This is a genomic window from Acidobacteriota bacterium (assembly GCA_039683095.1).
In the GTDB taxonomy this organism is placed as follows: domain Bacteria; phylum Acidobacteriota; class Aminicenantia; order Aminicenantales; family Saccharicenantaceae; genus RBG-16-66-30.
In genome coordinates this window covers 24336-44514 of record JBDKSB010000011.1, presented here as the reverse complement: position 1 = coordinate 44514, position 20179 = coordinate 24336, and the positions used below count along the sequence as shown (strand labels likewise).

Annotated in this window: 15 protein-coding genes; 6 read left to right on the top strand and 9 right to left on the bottom strand. The window is 68.6% G+C overall.

What is annotated here, in order from left to right:
- Positions 1 to 35: 35 nt before the first annotated feature.
- On the bottom strand, positions 36 to 2591 hold the full coding sequence (locus ABFD52_07010) for an Npt1/Npt2 family nucleotide transporter (GenBank protein ID MEN6560505.1): 2556 nt from the start codon (positions 2589 to 2591) through the stop codon (positions 36 to 38).
- A gap of 28 nt (positions 2592 to 2619) precedes the next feature.
- Positions 2620 to 2979 carry an STAS domain-containing protein gene (locus ABFD52_07005; protein ID MEN6560504.1) on the bottom strand — a complete coding sequence of 120 codons (360 nt, stop codon included), beginning with the start codon at positions 2977 to 2979 and terminating at the stop codon, positions 2620 to 2622.
- Positions 2980 to 3099: 120 nt separating this feature from the next.
- On the opposite strand from ABFD52_07005, the gene ABFD52_07000 reads away from it, so the two are divergent.
- Positions 3100 to 3315, top strand: coding sequence for a 2-hydroxymuconate tautomerase (locus ABFD52_07000; protein MEN6560503.1), 216 nt, complete (start codon positions 3100 to 3102; stop codon positions 3313 to 3315).
- Between the two features lie 65 nt (positions 3316 to 3380).
- Here ABFD52_07000 and ABFD52_06995 read toward each other — a convergent pair whose 3' ends face one another.
- The 7 genes from ABFD52_06995 to ABFD52_06965 form a co-directional block, all read right to left on the bottom strand.
- Positions 3381 to 4901, bottom strand: coding sequence for an amino acid permease (locus tag ABFD52_06995; protein MEN6560502.1), 1521 nt, complete (start codon positions 4899 to 4901; stop codon positions 3381 to 3383).
- Positions 4898 to 6349: an amino acid permease gene (locus ABFD52_06990; protein MEN6560501.1), complete on the bottom strand. Its 1452-nt coding sequence runs from the start codon at positions 6347 to 6349 to the stop codon at positions 4898 to 4900. Before ABFD52_06990 ends, ABFD52_06995 begins: the two co-directional genes overlap by 4 nt.
- Before the next feature lie 145 nt (positions 6350 to 6494).
- Complete coding sequence (locus tag ABFD52_06985; GenBank protein MEN6560500.1) at positions 6495 to 9602, bottom strand: CusA/CzcA family heavy metal efflux RND transporter; 3108 nt, start codon at positions 9600 to 9602, stop codon at positions 6495 to 6497.
- Position 9603: 1 nt separating this feature from the next.
- Positions 9604 to 10725 (bottom strand): efflux RND transporter periplasmic adaptor subunit, encoded by a 1122-nt coding sequence (locus ABFD52_06980; GenBank protein MEN6560499.1) that lies wholly within the window; start codon positions 10723 to 10725, stop codon positions 9604 to 9606.
- An 11-nt stretch (positions 10726 to 10736) separates the two neighbouring features.
- A complete protein-coding gene (locus ABFD52_06975; protein ID MEN6560498.1) occupies positions 10737 to 11987 on the bottom strand; it encodes a TolC family protein in 1251 nt (416 codons plus the stop codon).
- Positions 11988 to 12033: 46 nt separating this feature from the next.
- The gene (locus ABFD52_06970; GenBank protein MEN6560497.1) at positions 12034 to 12339 is read right to left on the bottom strand and encodes a hypothetical protein; all 306 of its coding nucleotides are present in this window, start codon (positions 12337 to 12339) and stop codon (positions 12034 to 12036) included.
- Between the two features lie 145 nt (positions 12340 to 12484).
- Entirely contained in the window at positions 12485 to 15250 is a 2766-nt protein-coding gene (locus ABFD52_06965) for a TonB-dependent receptor (protein MEN6560496.1), read from the bottom strand.
- 265 nt (positions 15251 to 15515) lie between these two features.
- On the opposite strand from ABFD52_06965, the gene ABFD52_06960 reads away from it, so the two are divergent.
- Genes ABFD52_06960 through ABFD52_06940 form a run of 5 tightly spaced genes read left to right on the top strand, consistent with a single transcriptional unit; the run spans position 15516 to position 20133 of the window.
- The gene (locus ABFD52_06960) at positions 15516 to 16535 is read left to right on the top strand and encodes an NAD-dependent epimerase/dehydratase family protein (protein ID MEN6560495.1); all 1020 of its coding nucleotides are present in this window, start codon (positions 15516 to 15518) and stop codon (positions 16533 to 16535) included.
- Positions 16532 to 17446 carry a phosphatase PAP2 family protein gene (locus ABFD52_06955; GenBank protein ID MEN6560494.1) on the top strand — a complete coding sequence of 305 codons (915 nt, stop codon included), beginning with the start codon at positions 16532 to 16534 and terminating at the stop codon, positions 17444 to 17446. The genes ABFD52_06960 and ABFD52_06955 overlap by 4 nt, the downstream gene beginning before the upstream one ends.
- Positions 17443 to 18444 carry an NAD-dependent epimerase/dehydratase family protein gene (locus ABFD52_06950; GenBank protein MEN6560493.1) on the top strand — a complete coding sequence of 334 codons (1002 nt, stop codon included), beginning with the start codon at positions 17443 to 17445 and terminating at the stop codon, positions 18442 to 18444. Before ABFD52_06955 ends, ABFD52_06950 begins: the two co-directional genes overlap by 4 nt.
- Positions 18428 to 19138 carry a CPBP family glutamic-type intramembrane protease gene (locus tag ABFD52_06945; protein ID MEN6560492.1) on the top strand — a complete coding sequence of 237 codons (711 nt, stop codon included), beginning with the start codon at positions 18428 to 18430 and terminating at the stop codon, positions 19136 to 19138. Before ABFD52_06950 ends, ABFD52_06945 begins: the two co-directional genes overlap by 17 nt.
- On the top strand, positions 19135 to 20133 hold the full coding sequence (locus ABFD52_06940) for an NAD-dependent epimerase/dehydratase family protein (GenBank protein ID MEN6560491.1): 999 nt from the start codon (positions 19135 to 19137) through the stop codon (positions 20131 to 20133). Before ABFD52_06945 ends, ABFD52_06940 begins: the two co-directional genes overlap by 4 nt.
- Positions 20134 to 20179 lie beyond the last annotated feature (46 nt).

The window sequence follows — 20179 nt, the reverse complement described above, 5'->3', positions numbered from 1 at the left end:
GCGCTCTCCGGGGCCATTCTAGATGACGCGGCCGGTCATTTCAACCTCAGGGCTTTCCGGACGCGCTGGGCCCGCTGCTCCGGCGAGAGCCCCTCGTCGACAAGCGGCAGGAGGAGGCCCTTGAGCTCCCGGTCGAGGAGCGTGTCGAGATGCTCGAGCGAGTAGTCGGTCGACTGGGCCGTTCCCCTCAGGATGTTCTGGTAGGCCTTGACGATGTCCTCCGGCGGATGCACCAGGGTCAGGAGGTCGAAGACGATCTTGATCCGGATCTCGAGCAGGGCCTTGGCCTCGGCCGGCCGTCCGGGCGGCGGCTCGAGGACCATGTCGCAGGCCTTCCGGACGAGGCGCAGGATCTCCGGCCGGACGGCCTTCCGGGGAAACCGGACCTCGGGCCGGCCGCGGCGGATCTTGCAGAGCGCGTCGACGAGGGCCTGTTCCATGGCCTCCTCGCGGCGGGCCAGCTCTCCGAGCAGGAGATCGGCGGCGGTCTGGGTGCCGACCCGGGCCAGGACCTCGGGGACGGCCCGGCGGACCTCGAGGGGCGCGTCGGCCGAGCGGAGCGTCGGGGCGACCAGGGCCTCGAGGCCCGGCCCGTAGGCGGCCAGCGCCGCCTGGGCCTCGGCCCGGAGCATGGGATTGGCCAGCAGGGCCAGGATCAGGGGGACGTGGCCGGGATGGCGGTGTATCGCGGCGCTCTCGAGGGCGTAGAGGGCGACCTCGGACGAGGGGTCCCGCAGGAGCCGGCCCAGGGCCCCGAGCGTGGGCGGGTTCGGGACCATGCGGCCGATGAGCTTGGCCACCTCGACCCGGTCGAGATCCAAGGGCGAGGCCGCGATCTCGCCGAGCCGCCGGGTCATGATCTCCTGGTAGACCGGCAGGAGGAAAACCAGGTCGATCTCCCGCTGGAAGGCCGGATCCTCGATGGCTTCCTCGAGGCCCGGAAAGAAGCCCGTGCCGCCGACGTCGAAGAGGGCATCCATGCCCCGGGCCCGGATCTCGTCCCGCTTGAAGCCGAGGATGGACTTGAGCTCCGGTGTCAGGTCCTTGCGGCGGACGAGGTCGAAGACGTTCATGAGGTAGAGGGTGGTGCTCCGCTCCCGGCTCTGGATGGTGTTGAAGATCTTGAGGGTCAGGTCCTCGTCGACGTGCTCCGCCAGGACCTCGTCGCCCCGGCGCCACCTCTTCCGGATGGCCGGCTTCAGGACGGCCGGGTATTCCCGGTAGACGAGCCTGGTCAGGACAAGCCAGCCCAGGATGAAAGCGAGCGTCAGGACCCCGATCTCGCGGATGATGGCCAGGTCCTGGCCCTCGCGATAATCGAAATGGCGGACGGCGCGCAGGGCCAGGAAGAGCGCGGCCCCGAAGCCGGTCGCGAACTTGCTGACGAACATGTCGATGAAGATCTTGGCCTTGTACTTGATGTCGGCCGCGACCGGGATATAGAGGAGCTCGCGGACGGACTGGCTGAGAGTGTTGTCGAAGCCCTTGTCGGCGCCCCGGACGACCGAGGCCCACGGCAGCATCAGGGCGGCCGGGATGACGAAGACCGCCGAGGACCCGAGGAGCAGGACCAGCGGCGCGAGCGAGATGGCCCAGCGGATGCCGTAGGTCTTGAGGAACCGGTCGGTCGTGAGCAGGTGAAAGACCGTGGAAACGGCCAGGATGACGAGGAAGAAGACGGCGATGTACGAGGTCCGGGCCTGCTCGCCGGGGTAGGCGGTCTTGACGACCGTCTTGAACTGATAGTTGATCAGGGTGCCGGCGACGATGGCCGAGGCGAGCATCCCCGCCAGGAGCTTGAGATAGCGGTTCTGCAGGACCGTGCGGAAGCTCTTCAGGTAGCCGACCTTGGACGAGGGCGCGAGACGGGCGTCGCCCGCGCCGGCATCGACCCTCTGCCGCTCCGCGTAGACGAGGTTCACCGTCGCCAGGGCCAGGACGAGCAGGACCGGGCAGACGAGCAGCAGGTCCTCGGCCCGGACGACCCTGAGGGAGGTCGCCCCGAAGGCGATGGCCGAGCCGGCGATGCCGCCGAAGAGGCCGCCCGCGACGAACAGGCCGACGAGCCGCTTGGCCTGGTGCGGATGGAGGACGTCGTTGACGGCGATCCAGAATTGGGTCACGGCCATGGCGATGAAGACGTCGACCCAGAAGCAGAAGACGAAGACTGGGACGATCTTGGACCCCAGGATGACCGTCTGGGCCCAGAGGAGGAAGAGGATCCCCGAGGAGTCGGCCACGGGCGTTTGGATCTGGCTCGTCCGGATCACGTCGAAGACGAACCAGAAGACGAGCGAGCAGGCGATGAAGAACAGGAGCGAGGCCGTGAGGTAGGTCCGCCGCGGCAGGCGGTCGAGGAGCCGGGCGTTGAGGGCCACGACGAAGCCGATCAGCAGGGCCGTGGCCAGGTCGGCGTACGACCACCAGGCCGGGTGGATGCCGATGAGGAGGCTCTCCTTGACCGGCTTGATGATGTAAAAAGCGGCGGTGATCAGGAAGAAGTAGGCCGACAGGGCCAGGGCCGTCCGGGCCTCGCGGCCGCGGACGTCGCCGAAGCCCCGCAGCAACCGTTCGAGCCGGCCGTCGGTCAAGCGGCTCCCCTCTCAGGCGCCCCGAAGTTCAGGGCCGTTCGAAGCTCTCCAGGGCCCGGCCGCAATCTTCCCGGATGTCGAGGACCCGGTCGAGGCCGGTGATCTTGAAGATCAGGAGGAGCTTGGGCGAGATGCGGCAGAGCTTGAGCTGCCCCCCCAGGTTCTGGATCGATTTATAGCTGGCCAGGATCTCGCCGACGCCGAAGCTGTCGATGAAACCCACGCCGGAGAGATCGAACAGGACGTTGCGGCGGCCCCGGTCGAGCTCTCCCTGGACCAGGCTGGACAGCGTGACCTGGGGAGTGTCCTGACGGGCGATCTCGCCTTCGATGTCGAAGACGACGATGCTCGAGACTTCGCGCGTTTTTATCACCAGGGGTATCGCCATTTCAGGACTTGTATATCAGGAGCCCCCCGCAAAGTCAAACCAACCGGGCCGCCCGCGGCGGGCGCGGAACGGTTGCTCCCCTCCGCCGTCCTGCTAAAATGGGCGCGAAAGGAGACTGCCATGCCCCTCGTTGAGATTCACCTGCTCGAAGGCCGCACGGACGACCAGAAGAAGGCCCTGCTCACGGCGGTGACCGCGGCTGTTCACGGCTCGATCGGCGCCCCCCTCGATTCGATCCGGGTCTGGGTCCAGGAGTTCTCCCCGAAGGAATTCATGATCGCCGGAGTGCTGGCCGCCGACAGGGAGCGAAGCCCTCGAAGCGACGATCGGAAGTGAGGCGGGGCGGCCCGGAGCGTCGTTCCCGGGAAACGCCTCAGTCGAGCCGGGATCCGGGCTCGCGCCTAATCCGTCGAGGTCTCGTCGGCCGCGGCCGCCGCCGGCTTGGCGAACCGCTGGCGCACAAGATAGACGGGGATGCCCAGCAGGACGATCAGCAGCCCGGGGAGGGTGTACTTGCTCTTGAAGATGAGCAGGTCGACGGCGATGGCCGCCGACAGGAGGACGTATAGGGCGGGCACGACGGGATAGCCCCAGGCCTTGTACGGGCGCTCCCACTCGGGCCGCTTCTTCCGCAGGATGAAGATGCCCGAGACGACCAGGACGAAGAAGATCAGCACCGCGAAGACGACGTAGTCCAGGAGGTCGCTGTAGGTCCCGCTCAGGCACAGGAGCGAGGCCCAGACGCACTGCACGACCAGGGCCGTTCCGGGGACGGCCTTGCGGTTCAGCCGGCCGGTCGCGGTGAAGAACAGGCCGTCCCGGGCCATGGCGTAGTAAACGCGCGCGCCGGACAGGATCAGGCCGTTGTTGCAGCCGAACGTGGCGATCATGATCAGCACGGCCATGATGACGGCCGCGGCCGGGCCGAAGATCATCTCGGCGGTCGCCGTTCCCACCCGGTCGAACGACGCGAACTGGATGCCCCGGCCCATGACGCCGGCCGCGTCCGGGCTGCCGTGGACGGGCAGGATGAGGACGTAGGCGATGTTGGCCAGGACGTAGAGCAGGACGACGGTCCCGGCCCCGAGGACCAGGCTCAGGGGGATGTTGCGCTTGGGGTTCTTGACCTCGCCGGCGATGTAGGTGACCGTGTACCAGGCATCGGAGGCGAAGAGCGAACCGACCATGGCCGCGCCGATGGCGGCCAGGAGCATCAGGCCAGTGAGCGGCTCGACGGACGCGATCTGGCCCCCGGCCATGTGGGTCCAGCTGGCCTTCCAGAAGGCGCCGAAATTGGCCTTGATGGCCGCGGCGTTGGCCCCGACGAAGAAGCCGAGCAGGATGAGCCCGGCCAGGGCCGCGGTCTTGGTCACGGTGAAGACGCCCTGGATGGTCTTGCCCGTCCGGACGCCCCGCATGTTGAGCCAGGTCAGGACGACGATGCTGGCGATGGCCAGGACCTGGGCCGCCGAGATCCGGAGGCCCAGGACCGTCGCCAGGATGTGCTTCTCGCTGAACCAGGGGACGAGGAGGCCTGTGAACTTGGCGAAGGCGACCCCGACCGCGGCGATGGTACCGGTCTGGATGACCAGGAAGGTCGTCCAGCCGTAGAGGAAGCCGATGAGCGGGCTGTAGGCCTCGCGGAGGTAGACGTACAGGCCGCCGGCGTGAGGCATCATACCGGCCAGCTCGCCGTAGCTCAGGGCCCCGATGACCGTGACCAGGCCCGTGATCACCCAGACCAGGATCAGCAGGCCGGGCGACCCGACCGTGCGGGCGATGTCGGCGCTGACGATGAAGATGCCGGAGCCGATCATCGCCCCGATGACGATCATCATCGCGTCGAAAAGGGACATCTCGCGCTTGAAGACGTGCGCGCCGGTCGCGGAGGCGGGGGCGGACGGCGTGACTGGCTCGTTCATGGCTTGTTCCTGAGCTTGCTCCGGCGGATGCCGTAGGTGAAATAGATGACCAGCCCGATCGCCATCCAGGCCAGGAGGCGGATCCAGGTGCCCGCGGGCAGGCCGGACATCAGGTAGATGCAGCACAGGATGCCCATGATCGGGACGAAGGGAACGAACGGGGTCTTGAACGGCCGGGGGATGTCGGGACGGGTGTAGCGGAGGACGAGGACGCCGCCGCAGACGATGACGAAGGCGAAGAGCGTGCCGATGCTGACCAGCTCGCCCACTATGCCCATGGGCAGGAGCGAGGCGGCCACGGCGACGACCAGGCCGGTGGCGATCGTCGTGACGTGCGGCGTGCCGTACTTCGGGTGGATCTTGGCCGCCGCGGGCGGCAGGAGGCCGTCCTTGGCCATGGTGAAGAAGATCCGGGGCTGGCCCATCAGCTGGACCATCATCACCGACATCAGGCCGACGATGGCCGCGATCTTGACCAGCGGCGACAGCCAGAACAGCTTCATGGCGTCGATGGCCACGGCCACCGGGGCCGGGACGTTGAGCTGGGTGTAGGGCACGACGCCGGTCAGGACCAGGGAGAAGACGATGTAGATGAGCGTGCAGGCGACCAGCGAGCCCAGGATGCCGACGGGCATGTCCCGCTTCGGGTTCTTGGCTTCCTGGGCGGCCGTCGAGACGGCGTCGAAGCCGAGGTAGGCGAAGAACATGACCCCGGCGCCGCGCAGGATGCCGCTCAGCCCGAAGAAGCCGAACTGACCCTGGTTCGGCGGGATGAACGGCTTCCACAGGGAGGGCTTGATGAAGAAGATGCCCGCCCCGATGAAGACGAGGATGATGGCGATCTTGAGGAAGACGATGATGGAATTGACCGTGGCCGATTCCTTGATGCCCCGGACGAGGATGAGCGTGATCAGGGCGATGACGAGGAGGGCCGGCAGGTTCATCAGGGCTCCCGTCCTGGTCCAGGCGCCGGTCCGCGGGTCGAAGGCGAACGGCGCCTCGGCCAGGAAAGCCGGGAAGTCGACGCCGATGCCCTTGAGGAAGCTGACGACGTAGCCTGACCAGCCGATGGCCACGGTGGTGGCGCCCAGCGAATACTCCAGGATGAGGTCCCAGCCGATGATCCAGGCGAAGATCTCGCCCAGGGTCGAGTAGGCATAGGTGTAGGCGCTGCCGGCGATCGGGATGAGGGAGGCGAACTCGGCGTAGCACAGGCCGGCGAAGGCGCAGGTCAAGCCGGCCAGCATGAACGAGAGCGTGACGGCCGGCCCGGCGTATTGGGCGGCGGCGTGGCCGGTGATGACGAAGATCCCGGCGCCGACAATGGCCCCGACGCCGAGGAAGATGAGATGCCAGGGGCCGAGGACACGTTTGAGCCCGGAGGTTTCGGAGGCGGCCTCCTGGGTCAGCTGCTCGATCGACTTGGTGGCTAACAGGGGGCTTTTCATGAGGGCGAACTTATACCACAGGAATAAAGAAGGGGTCAAACCCTCGCCTCAGATATCTCGCGGAATCGGTCTTCGGGCGTCCAGCCCGATTCTGCAGGTCCGCTCCGATGACTTCGCTCCCCGCCGTGGGTTTGACCCCTCTTCCTTAATCGCCGGCCGGACGCTTGGCGCGCCCGATCCAGCTGTACAGCACCGGCAGCACCAGGAGCGTCAGGGCGGTCGAGGAGATCAGGCCGCCGACCACGACCACGGCCAGCGGGCGCTGGATCTCCGATCCCGGGCCCTGGGCGAAGAGCAGCGGCACCAGGCTGAGTACGGTGATGGTCGCCGTCATCAGGACCGGCCGCAACCGGTTGAGGCAGCCCTGGACGATGGCCGGCCCCGTCGCCATCCCCTCCTCCTCGAGCTGGGTGATGTAGGAGAGCAGGACGATGCCGTTGAGGACGGCGATGCCGAACAGGGCGATGAAGCCGACCGAGGCCGGCACGGACAGGTAGAGCCCGGAGAGCCAGAGCGCCAGCACGCCGCCGATCAGGGCGAAGGGCAGGTCGAGCAGGACCAGCAGCGACAGCCGCAGCGAGCCGAACGTCAGGAAGAGCAGCAGGATGATGAGCCCGATCGTGGCCGGCAGGATGAAGGCCAGCCGCTGCATGGCCCGCTGCTGGTTCTCGAACTGACCGCCCCAGGTCAGGAAGTATCCGGCCGGCAGGCCGACCTCGCGGCCGATCGCCCGCCGGGCCTCGGCCACGAAGCCGCCCAGGTCGCGGCCGCTGATGTTGCATTCGATGCCGATGCGGCGCTGGCCGGACTCGCGGCTGATCTGGCTGGGGCCCTCGAGCACGGCGATGTCGGCCGTCTGGCTCAGGGGCACCCGGGCCCCGCCCGGCGTCCGGACGAGGATGGCCCCGATCGTCTCGACGGAGTTCCTTCGCGCCTCGGGGTAGCGGATCTGCAGATCGAAGTAGCGGTCCCCTTCATAGACCTGGGTCACGGTCTTGCCGCCGACCGCCGCCTCGACGACCGCCTGGACGTCCTCGACGTTGAGGCCGAGCCGGGCGATGCGGGCCCGGTCGGGCCGCACGGTGATGTACGGCTGCCCGGCCACGCGCTCGACGTTGATGTCCTCGGCCCCCTCGATCCGGCCGAGGACCGCGGCGATCGCGTCGGCCTTGGCCTTGAGGACGCCGAGGTCCTCGCCGAAGAGCTTGATGATGAGCTGGGCCCGGGTCCCGGCGACGAGCTCGTCGATGCGGCAGGAGATGGGCTGGCTGAAGGAGAAGGCCATGCCCGGGAACTCCTCCATGGCCGCCCGCATCTTGTCGGTCAGCTCTTCCCGCGTCCTGGCCGAGGTCCATTCGCGCCGCGGCTTGAGCACGCCGACGTAGCCGGTCTTCTCCACGCCCCGGGCCTCCAGGGCGACCCCCGTCTGACCGGTCTTGCCGATGATCGTCACCAGCTCCGGGAACTCCATCAGCCGGGCCTCGACCTTGCGGCTCATCTCCAGGGACTCGGCCAGGGAGATGCCGGGCAGGAACTGGACGTCCGTGTCCAGGGCGCCTTCGTCCATGATGGGCATGAACTCGGTGCCGAGTCGGGGGATGAGGGCGGCCGTCCCGGCCAGGAGCGCGACCGCGGCCGCGATTACGATGGCCTTGCGCCGAAGGCTCCACCTCAGGACCGGCAGGTAGGCCTTTTTGGCCCCCTCGACGAGGAAGCTCTTTTTGTCGCCCTGGGGCTTCAGGACCATGGAACAGAAGGCCGGGATGGCCACGAGCGAAAGGATCAGCGAGGCGAACAGGGCGATGATGTGGGTGAAGGCCAGGGGCATGAACATCTTGCCTTCCATCCCCTGGAGGGCCAGGATCGGGATGAAGGTCAGGGCGATGATGAGCTCGCCGTAGATCGACGGCTTGCGGACCTCGAGGATGGCCTTGAGCACGGTCGGGAAGCGGCGCCCCTCCGCCCCTTTCTCCGAGAGGTGCCTCTGGACGTTCTCCACCTGGATGATGGTCGCGTCGATGATCATGCCCAGGGAGATGGCCAGGCCGCCGAGCGACATGAGGTTGGCCGAGAGCCCGAAGACGCGCATCATGACGAAGGTGAACAGGATCGAGAGCGGCAGGGCCAGGACGACGATGAAGGCCCCGCGGAAGCTGCGCAGGAAGGCGAGGAGGATGAGGACGACGAGGACGCAGCCGATGAGCAGGGCCTCGGTGACCGTGCCGATGGCCCGGTGGATGATGTCCGACCTCTGATAATAGGGCTCGATCCGCAGGCCCAGCGGCAGGACGCCGGAGCCGTTGATCTCGGCCACCCGGCCCTGGATGGCCCGGACGACCTCGCGGCCGTTGGCGCCGCGGAGCATCATGGCCACGCCGCCGACGACCTCGCCGCGGCCGTCCTTGATGGCCCCGCCCTGGCGGACGGCCTGGCCGGCCCTGACCTCGGCGACGTCGCGGACGAGGACGGGGGTCCCCCGCTCCGTCTTCAGGGCCACGCTGGCGATGTCGTCGACGGACTGGACGAGGCCGATGCCCCGGACGAGGTACTGCTGTTCGCCCCGTTCGAGGATGTTGCCGCCGACGTTGAGATTGTTCCGGCGCAGGGCTTCGCCGACGTCGCCCAGCGTCAGGTCGTAGGCCAGGAGCCTGTCCGGGTCCACGGTGACGTGGAATTGCCGGATGTAGCCGCCGAAAGAGTTGATCTCGTTGACGCCGGGGATGGACTTGATGAGCGGCGACAGGACCCAGTCCTGGACCGTCCGGACCTGGGTCAGGTACTCGACCTGGCTCATCCCGGGCGGCGGCGCGCCCGCCAGCGTGTACTGGTAGATCTCGCCCATGGCCGTCGAGACCGGCCCCATGGCGATCTCGGTGCCGGCGGGGACGCGCTCCCGGGCCTCGATCAGCCGCTCGAGGACTCGGTCCCGGGCAAAATAGACGTCGACCCCGTCCTCGAAGATGAGCGTCACCACCGAAAGGCCGGCCTTGGACACGGAGCGGACCTGCTCGAGCCGGGGCAGGCCGCGCATGGCCATCTCGACCGGGAAGGTGACGAAGCGCTCGACTTCGGGCGGCGACATCCCCGGCGCCGTGGACAGGACCTCCACCTGGATGTTGGTCACGTCCGGGAAAGCGTCGATGGGGATGCGCAGGATGGCCCAGACGCCGAGTCCCACGAGGACCAGGACCCCGAACACGACCAGGGCCCGCTTCTTGAGAGACGATTCGACGATCCGGTCGACGAAACCCATGCTAATCCTCCCCCAGGGCGCCCTTGTGGAGCTCGGATTTCAGGAGGAAGCTGCCGGACGCGACCACGGATTCGCCGTCCGCCAGCCCCTTCGCGATCTCGACCAGGCCGGCAAAACGCTCGCCGGTCTCGACGGGGCGCCGGGTGAAGGTCCTCTCCCCCGTCTTGACGAAGACGATGGACCGTCCCTCGTCGTCCTGGACGCACTCCTCGGGCACGACCAGCGCCCGCCGCTCGCCTCCCGCCGGCGTCGACGATTCGACGTACATGCCCGCCTTCAGCCGGCCGGCGGGATTGGCGACCTCGACCCGGCCTTCGACCGTCCTGGTCCCGGCCTCGACGACGTCGCCGACGAGGGCCAGCCGGCCGCGGAACTCCTCGCCCGGATAGGCCTGGGTCTTCAGGACGACTTCGGCCCCGGCCTTCAGCGCGCCGAGGTCCTTCTCCTGGATGTGCAGGCAGGCCCAGAGGACCGACGGGTCGGCCAGCCGGAACAGGCTCGCGCCGAGCTCGACGGCGTCGCCGGCGACCGCGCCGCTCTCGGTCACCGTCCCGGAGAGCGGGGCGCGGACGGCCAGCAGCGGCCGCGGCTCGCCCGCGGCCGCGAGGGCCTCGATCTCCGAGGCCGCCAGGCCAAGAAGAGCCAGCCGCTCGCGGGCGCCGTTCAGGACGGCGAGAGCCGCGGCCGCCTCCGCGGGGTCTCCGGCCTGGCGCCTGGCCCTGGCGGCGGCCTGCAGGAACTCCGCCTGAAGGGTCAGAAAATCGGGGCTGTAGATCTCGGCCAGGAGCTGGCCATCGCGGACCCGGTCGCCGCGGACGGCCAGCACGCGCTCGAGCCGGCCCGGCGTCCTGGCCGTGAGATGGACCACGCGTCGGGGGTTCCACTCGAGCTCGCCAGCGGCCGCGATCCGCCGCTCGACGAGGCGCGCGACGGCGCTCACGGTCTTGAGGTCGGCCGCGGTCACGGCCTCGGCCGTCAGCGTCACGGAGGCCGGGGCGGCATCGGGAGCCGCGGTTTCGGCCGGCGCCGCGGCGGGGTCGGCCGGGCGTCCGGACCGGCATCCGGCCAGGACCGCGAGCGCCGCGAGAGCGGCCAGGACGATGTATCGGGACGGTGTCTTCATGGGTTTCTCCATCAGTCGGCGGATTCGCCGGCCGCCTCGAGGTCGGCCAGGGCGAGGTTGTAGAGGAACAGGGCGCGCAGATGCTCGACCTGGGCCAGGACGAAGGTCCGGTGCAGGTCGAGGAGCCCGAGAGCTTCGGTCTTGCCATAGCGGAAGTATTCGATCTCGATCGCCAGCTCGTCCTCGAGCTCCTTGAGCAGGCTCTTTTCATAGACCAGGACCTGCTCTTCGGCCGACTTGGCGGCGGCGTAGGCGCTTTCTACGGCTGTGCGGACCCGCCGGTCGAGGGCCGCGGCGGCCCATCGGCCGGCCTCGGCCTCCGCGGTCGCCTCCAGGACCTGCCCCTTGGCCCGGCCGGGGCGCAGGAAAGGCAGGGTCAGCCCCAACGAGACGCCCCAGCCATTGGGCCGTATGCTCGGCAGGAGGAAGCCGGCCAGGAGGTCGGGCCGGCGGCCGAGCCCGGCCAGCTTGACGGCCGAGTCCGCCTGCGCCGCCCGGAGCGCCGCGATGCGGAAGGACGGAAGGCTCGTCCGGGCCCGCTCGACGAGGGCCGCGGCCTCGGCCCGAAGCGGAGCGAAGGACAGGGGCGTGGCCAGCGTCAGCGGCTCTTCCGCCGGGCGGCCGAGAAGCTCGTCGAGGGCCAGCTCGGCCGCGCGCTTCTCCCTGGCCTGGTCGAGGATCTGGTTCTTCAGCCGGGCCTTCTCCGCCCGGGCCCGCAGGAGGTCGGCGTAGGCAGCCGCGCCGGTACGGTACTTGGCCTGGAGGTCCTCGATCAGGGCGTCGAGCCGGGCCGAGGAGCGCTCCAGGGCCGCGGCGGCGCTCCCGGCGAAGACAGCGGCCCAGTAGGCCCTCTTGACCCTGGCCCCAAGCAGGAGCCGGACCCGGTCGAGCTCGGCCCGGGCGACGTCTTCCCCCCGGCGGCCGATCTCGGACCGCAGGCGGCGTTTCCCCGGGTACTCGAAGGCCTGTTCGAGGCCGAGGTGGATCTCGGCCTCGTCGCCTCCCTTCTTCAACCCGGGGATGGGCACCCCCTCGACGCTGGCGGTCACTTCCGGCTCGGGACGGGCCCGGAGTTGGAGCGTCCGGCCTCGGGCGGCATCGACCCAGGCCTGGGCGGCCAGGACATCGGGGTTCCGGGCCAGGGCGGTCTCCACCGCCTTCTCAAGGGTCAAACCTTCCCCTTGGGCGGAAAGCGGCGGCGCGAGGGCCAGGGCCGCCGCGGCGGCGATCAAGATCAGGACGAACGGTCTTCTGACCGGCATAGCGATCCTCCTTGTCTGGGACGTCGGGACGCGACCGGGACGGTGCTCAGACGAAGAGGGATCGGGGAGGCGGAGTGATGTCGGCGGCCGCCCGGCCGAGGACATCGTCGGCGGAGGGCAGAACTAGGAACGTCAGGAAGGCGTCGAGCGGCGGGGCGTCGTCCGCCTCCGGTCCCATGAGCGAGGACCAGAAACAGAGGCAGACCGACCCGCCGAGATGATGGGGATGGACATGGCCGAATTGCCCGCCCCGGGACGGGCAATGGACGGGGCAGTGATCCTCGGCGTAGTAGAAATGGATCAGGCCGGCGATGAAGAGAGCCGCGAGCGCGAGGGCCACAGCCTGTTTCATAAGAGTGCGATTATCCCAGAACGGACCCGGCGCGTCAACCGTAACGATGCCGGCCGGACGAAAGGCCGATCTCCCCCCGCGGAAGAAAAAAGGGGGGGGGCGGCCGGCGGCCGTCCCCCCTCGAAAAAGCTTCGAACAGGCCCGGCTAGAAGTTGAGGTAGAAAGACAGCGCGAACTTCCGGGGCGGCGCGTACGAGGTCGGATTCGTGAACGTCGGCTGGTCGGAGCGGACGTCGATGTTCAGGACCGTCTGGGTATCGAAGATGTTCATCATGCGGGCCTCTAGCGTGCCGGTGATCCTGTGGCCGAGGGGGATGACGTAGGAGAGCTGGAGGTCCAGGTTGATCCAGGTCTTGAGCGTCCTCGAACCGGCCTTTTCGGCGTAGTTGTAGTAGTTGCCGTAATAATCCTGGATGCGGGCTTCCCAGGGCCGGCCGCTCTGGAGGCGGCCGAACCAGCCCAGGGTGGCGTTCTTGAAGAACTGCCAGGTGCCGAAGACCTTCAGGACGTGGGCGCGGCTGCCGGTCATGATGCCTTCCCGCAGGTTGTTCGGGTCGCCTGGGTCGCCGATGTAAAGCCCGGGAGCGTCCTCGATGTAGGAGGAGGAGTAGAACAGGGACGTGCCGGCCGCGTAGTCGAGGTCCCAGTTCCCGAAGAGCTTGCTCCAGGTGTACATCACGGTGAGGGACCAGTCGTCGGAATACTGTTTCTTGACCTCGATGTTCGCGGCCTCGTAGACCCGCTTGGCCTTGCCGACCGTGAACGAAGGATTGCCGGCAAAGGACATCGTCTGGCCGTCGAGGTTGCCGTAGACATAGGTCCCCGGGGAGGTATCGCGGGCGACGGTCGGGAAGTCCTCGATGACGTGCTTGACGTTCCGGTACTGGCCCCAGACCTCGACGGTCCAGTTGCGGGCGATCGGCCGGCTGTACCCGGCGACGAATTCGTCCGTATAGGTCGGCTTGAGATAGTTCGAGCTCTCCGGCGTGACGCTCGCCTGGGGCAGGATGACCTTGCCGGTCTCGCCGGCCTGGATGACCGTGGCCAGCAGCGTACCGTCGGCCCGGCTGAAGTAGAAGTCGGTCCGGTAGATCCGGATAGGGGCCGCCGCGCGGGCCAGGCTGCGGTTGTCCATGTTGTTGTAACGGCCCCAGTTGGCGTAGATCTTGTCCCCCACCTTGGGGAAGAGCGTGAAGGTGAAGCCCAGCCGGGGCTGGATCTCCTTGCCGAAATCGAACTTGAGGAAGGTGTTCTTCTCGCCGGCGGTCTTGGCGCTGAACTCGTCCCGGTTGAGCAGGACGCCCAGGGTCAGGGTCAGCCGCTCGGCGATGGTCACGTTGTCCTGGGCGAAGATCGAATAGGTCCGGCCGCGGGAGTCCTGCGGGTCCTGCCGGGTGTAGGTCCGGGCGCGGAAGGCCGGGGTGCCGCTGTACGTGGTGGTGGTGATCGAGCCCCAGCCGTTGCCCAGCCGCTCGAGGTGCTCGCCGCCGTCGTCGTAGGAGGCGCCGACCTTGATGACATGGGAATGGCCGCGGAAATCCAGGTACTGGCTGAGGACGAGGCGGGCCTCGTCGCGGAAGAAGTTCTGGGTGTTGAACTCGGAATACCCGCCGACGTACTGGCCGCTGAGCGTCGCCGGCGGGAAGATATAGCCGGAGGCCGTGCGGAAGTAGCCCATGGCCGGCAGGTTGTTGATGTCGAAGGCCGGCTGATAGCCCAGGTCGGTGATGGGCACGCTGGCATAGTTCTCGTTGACGTGATCGTAGCGGGCCTCGAGGAGGGTCGATTGCGAGATCGTCCAGACCCAGGACCCGTAGATGATCCGCGACACGCCGTTGCCGTTCATGGCCGCGCTCGGCGCGTCGTTGACGCCGATCCCGGCGTTCTTGTCCGTGTAGTCGTTGTTGCGGAAGCTCACGGATAAGAGGTGGGCCTTGAAGGGATTGGCCGTAATCTTGCCGAAGAACTCCGACGAGGTCGACTTGGCGTCGGGGACGGCCCCGATGTTGTTGATCCGGCCCGTCGTCTTGGAATAGGGCAGGTTCCCGGACGCGTAGAAGAAGACGCGGTCCTTGATGATGGGCCCGCCGAGGCCGAACGACGGGGAGCTCTGGTTGTACTTCGTGACCAGGGTCGGGTCCTTGGAGCCCCAGGTGAAGCCCGACGGCTCGAAGATGAACCGGAGCGAGCCGGCGAAGGAATTGGACCCCGACTTGGTGATGGCGTTGGTCACCATCCCGGCGGCCCGGCCGAACTCGGCGCTGATGCCGCCTCTCTTGATATTGACCTCCTGGACGTCCATCTCCGAGAAATTGGCGCCCAGGTAGCCAAAGAGCGGGTTGGTGATGTTCGAGCCGTCGTAGAGGTAGACGTTGTCCTGCTTGTTGCCGCCGGCGTTCGGGGCGAAATCGCGGTTGTCGGCGACGCCGGGGGCCAGCTGGAAGAGCGAGGAGTAGGACCGGCCCATGGGCAGCTTCTCGACCAGGTCCTTCTGCCAGCTGGCCGAAATCTCCGTCGACTTCAGGTCGACGACGGGCGAGATGGCCTGGACCGTCACCTCTTCGGAGACGCGGCCGACCTCGGACATGGTGACGTTGACCGTGGTCTGGCGGTCGACGTTGACCAGGACCTCGGCGGCGTAATCCATCATCTCCGGATGGGTGACCAGAAGCGTGTACTTGCCGGGCGGCACCGCCTGGAACAGGAAGACGCCATCCCTGCTGGTCAGGAATTCCCGGCCCTGCGGGAGGAAGGAGCCCGTGATCGACACCTTGGCGCCCTCCAGCGCGCCGCCCGCTGGAGCCTTGACGACGCCCCGGACGGACCCCCGTTCCTGGGCCGCGAGAGAGGCGGCGCCAAGAAGGAGACAGAGAACCAGACTCCACGGCACGAACTTGTTCTTGGGACTCATTCCCTACCTCCAATTGGATTGAATCCAGCAGGCAGGGCTATCCCCCATGATCGACGATATGGCGCCGTCACGCGCATCACCGGGCGAACCCCTATCCGCCGTATTCTGTCGATTAGCCTATCACCGGACAAAAGCGAATGTCAACAAGCCGCCGGCCGGGGCGGGCGGCGCCGGCGGAAGGGCCGGCTTCCCTGGATTCCCCCGGGGGATTTTGCTAGAATCGAACGTCCGAAGAAATCCCAGGGAAAAAGACAGGGCTAGCGTGATGAAAGCTTTGGTCACGGGGTCCAGCGGCTTCATCGGGGGCCGTTTGGCGGCCGAGCTCGCCAGGCGGGGCCACGATGTCGTCGGCCTCGTCCGCCGGACGAGCCGGACCGGCGCTCTGGCCCGCCTGCCTGTCAAGCTCGCGGTCGGCGATCTCCGCGATCCGGGCTCCCTCGACGCGGCGGTCGCGGGGCGGGATGTCGTTTTCCACCTGGCGGGCGTCGTCCAGGCGGTCGACGACCGGGAGTTCGAGGCGGGCAACGCCCGGGGGACCCGCCATCTCGTCGAAGCCTGCCTCCGCTCGGCCCCGCGCCTGGCCCGCTTCGTGCTCGTCTCCAGCATCGCCGCCGGCGGGCCGAGCGGCCCGGACCGTCCGGCGACCGAGGCCGACGAACCCCGGCCCGTCTCGGCCTACGGCCGCAGCAAGCTCGAGGCCGAGCGCATCGTCCTCGGCGCGGCCGGCCGGCTCCCGGCGACGATCATACGGCCGCCGAACGTGATCGGGCCGGGCTCGAAAGAGCTGGAACAGGCCATCGGGCTCTTGCGCAGGAGGATCGTGCCCGTCCTCGGCGACGACCGGCCGCGGACGAGCCTCATCGACGTCGACGACCTCGTCGAGGCGCTCATCCTGGCGGCCACCGACGCCCGCGCCGCCGGACAAACCTACTATGTCACCGACGGCCGGGCCTATGCCTGGCCCGAGATCACGGCGGCGCTGGCCGAGGAGCTCGGCCTGGGGCGGCTCAGGCTCCGCGTCCCCTACCGGGCCCAGATCGCCGCCGCGGCCCTGGCCGAGTCCGCCGCCCGGCTGACGAGACGGCCGCCCGCCCTGACCCGGGAGATCGTCAGGTCCGGCCGGGAGTACTTCTGGATCTACGACGGGTCGAAGATCGTCCGGGAGCTGGGCTTCCTGCCCCGTTTCCCCATGCGCGACGCGGTCCGCCGGACAGTCGAGGCCTCCCGGGCCGGACGTCCGGCCAGCCCGGCGGCGGCTCCCGGACAGGGGGCCGGCGGACGATGACCGCGAGACGCGTCCGCCTGGCCGGCCTGGCGCTCGGGCTGACCGATATCGTCGCCCTCGGCGGGTTCCTCGCCTTCACGCTGCTGGGCGCCGTCTTCGGCGGCCGCCTCGAACGGCCGGCCGCGGCCATCGCCGGCGGTCTGGCCTGGATCGGCGTCTACCTGGCCGCGCTGGCCGTTCTGCCGCGGCTCCGCCGGCCGTGGCTCCGCTTCCTCGTCCGGACGGCGATGGTCCAGCTGACCTTCCTCCAGGTTTACAGCGCCGCGTGCCGGGTCCAGCTTCTCTTCTTCCCCTGGCAGGACGACCGCGTTCTCGCCTGGGAGCGGGCCCTGTTCGGCGTCCAGCCGCTGGTGGCCATTCAGAAGCTCTATACCCCGGTCCTCGACGAATGGATGTTCTTCGTCTATGTTTTCTACATCCTGATCTATCCGGCCCTCGGGGCCGTCATCTTCTTCAAGCGGGGCGAGGACGCCAACGAGGATTACCTGTATCAACTGGGCCTGGTCAACCTCGTTTGCAGCATCGGCTTCGTCCTCTTCCCGGTGGCCAGCCCGATGCATTGGGACAAGATCCGGACGCAGCTGACGGAGCCGCTGACGGGGCGCCTCTTCGGCGCGATCGGCGAGTGGATCCGGAGCGATGTGCACACGCCGGGCGGCTCCATCCCCAGCCCCCACTGCGCCGTGGCCACGGTCATGTGGTTCATGTCCCGGAAGTACACCAGGCGCGCCGCCCTGTGGCTCGCGCCCGTCATCCTCTCGCTTTACGTCTCGACGGTCTACCTCCGCTTCCACTACCTGACCGACGCGGTCGTCGGCATCGCCGCCGGGCTCCTGGTCATCGGCGTGGCGCCGGCGATCGAGCGGGCCTGGGACCGGCCGCCGGCCGGGGCCCCGGGAGAAGCGCCGTGAACAGGGTCTTCGTCACCGGCGCGAACGGCTTCGTCGGCTCCAACCTCTGCCGCTGGTTCCTCGCGCGGGACTGGCAGGTCGACGCCCTGGTCCGGACCTCTTCAGATCTCCACTTCCTCGAGGGCCTCGACGTGCGGCTCGTCCGGGGGGATCTCCGCCGGGCCGACCTGATCGACCTGCCGTCCGGGACGACCCACGTCGTCCACGCCGCGGCCCTCGTCTCCGACACGGCCGGCGACGACGAGTGCAGCCGGAACATCTTCGACGCCACGCTCGGCCTGGTCCGGCGGCTCCGCTCGGCCGGGGCGCCCCTGCGGCGCTTCGTCTACATCTCCACGGCGCTGACGCTCGGCCAGGACGGACGGGACATCTCGGAGGAGCGGCCGGGCCGGTCGGCGCTGTTCGTGCCCTATGTGCGCCATAAGGTCAGGGCGGAGAACGAGCTCCGGGACTGGCAGGCGAGCCGCGGCTTCCCCGCGGTCATCCTGCGCCCCGGCGACGTGTTCGGGCCGAACGACCGGATCACCTGCGCCAGGCTCCTCCGGGGCTGTGAAAAGGGCATGCCGCTCGTCGCCGGGCGCGGCCAATGGCGCTTCGGCTACTGCTACGTCGACAATCTCTGCCGAGCCGTCGAACTGGCCCTGACCGTGCCTGGGATCGAGGGCCGGGCCTACACGGTGACGAACCGCGTGCTCCCCAACTGGGGCGATTTTTTCCACGCCCTGCAGGCCGGCATGGGCAAAAAACAGAGGCTCTATGTCCCGGTCTTCGCGGCCCGGCTGCTCTCCGGCGCCCTTCGCGCCGCCGCGGCGGTTTTCCCGGGCCTCAAGGCCGGGCTCAACCCCTACCGGATCCGCCGCGTCACGACCGAGACGACCTACGACATCTCGCGGACGATCGCCGACCTGGGCTACGCGCCGGACGACGATCTCGAGAAGCAGTTCGCCGCCATCATCGCCTGGTACCGGAAGGAGAAGGCCTGTGGCTGGCTGGTTTGAGCGCGCCGTCGGGCCGGGCGGCCTGACCCTGGCCCTGATCTATCTCGAGCTGCTTGCGGCCATGGCCCTGCTCGCGACCGTGCTCCATTTCCGCCGCCTGAAGGAGCGCCGGGAGGAGCTCGCGGCCGTGCGCCTCTACTTCCTGGCCTTCTTCGTCCTGATGCTCGCCGTTCCCGGCGTCATCGTCGCCGCGACCGACGGCCGGCCGCTGGAGCGGCTGGCCTCGTTCGGCTGGACCTTCGGCCGGGCCGGCCTGGGAGCGGGACTCGTCGCGGCCGGGCTGCCGCTCGCCGTGCTGGCCGGCTCCATCGCTTCCAGGGACCCGGGCCTCAAGAAGATGTACCCGTTCGCCAAGGCCGCCTGCGCCGACGCCGGGGCTTTCGTCCGCTACCAGATCCTGTATCTTGTCCTTTATTACCTGCCCTGGGAATCCGTTTTCCGCGGTGTCCTGTTCCTGCCCCTTGTCCCGGTCATCGGGCTCGTCCCGGCCCTGGCCGTCCAGGCCCTCGTTTCGACGCTCCTCCACATCGGCCATCCCGATTCGGAGGTCTTCGCGGCGGCCGCAGCCGGCCTGGCCTTCGGGCTGGTCGCGTTCTTCACCGGATCGTTCCTCTACACCCTCGTCCTCCACGCGGCGACGGGGATAGCCACCGACACCTTCATCTTCCTCGGCCGGAAAAAGGTCCGGCCGTGAGGATCCTGGTCACCGGCGCGACGGGCTTCGTCGGCGCGGTCCTCATGCCCGAGCTGATCCGGCGCTGCGGGGCCGGGGCCGTCGACGCCTTCATCCTCCCCGGCGACAACGTCCCGGCGTCCTGGAGGGACGCGGGCGTCCGGCTCTTCCCCGGGGACATCGCCGACCCGGCCTCGGTCGCGGCCGCCGTCCGCGGGCATGACCGGGTCGTCCACATGGCCGGCCTTATCTCCTACTGGCGGGGCGACGAGGCGAAGCTGAAGAAGGTCAACGAGGACGGCGTCCGGTCGGTCGTCGAGGCCTGCCTCGCGGCCGGGGTCGAGCGGCTCATCCATGTCTCCTCCGTCGGCGCGGTTGGTTTCCACGAGGACGGGACGCCGGCCGGCGAGACGGCGGCCTACAACTGGCCGGCGGACATCCTCTATATGACGTCCAAGCGCCGGGGCCAGGACATCGTCGAGCAGGCCGTCCGCGAGCGGGGGCTCCGGGCGGTCATCCTCAATCCGGCTTCGATCATGGGCCCGGGCGACCATAACCCGGAGACGCCCCACAACCGGCTCTACGGGATGATCTGCGGCGGCACGCAGATCGGATCGTTCGCCGGCGGCCTGGCCATCGTCGACGTCCGCGATCTCGTCGCCATCATCGTCAAGGCCCTCGAAGGCCGCGGCCGGGACGGGGAGAGCTATCTCGTGGTCGGGGCCAACCTCCCCTACCCCGAGGTCGTCCGGCGCATCAGCCGGGCCTGCGGCCGCAAGGCCTATCCGTTCCGCATCCCCGGCCCGCTCGTCACGGCGGCCGGCTTCGTCCTGGAGCTGGCGGCCCGCCTGACCGGAAAAAGGCCGCTCATCACCGCCGCCTACGGCCGGCTGAGCGGCTGGACGGCCTACTATGACAACGCCAAGAGCCGGCGCGAGTTCGACCACGCCTACATCGACGCCGACAGGACCATCGCCGACGGCTGCTCCTATTTCCGCGACCACTTCAGATCCTGAGACCGGAGGGGGTCGGGCGCGTTGACAGGGCCGCGGCCCGCGCATA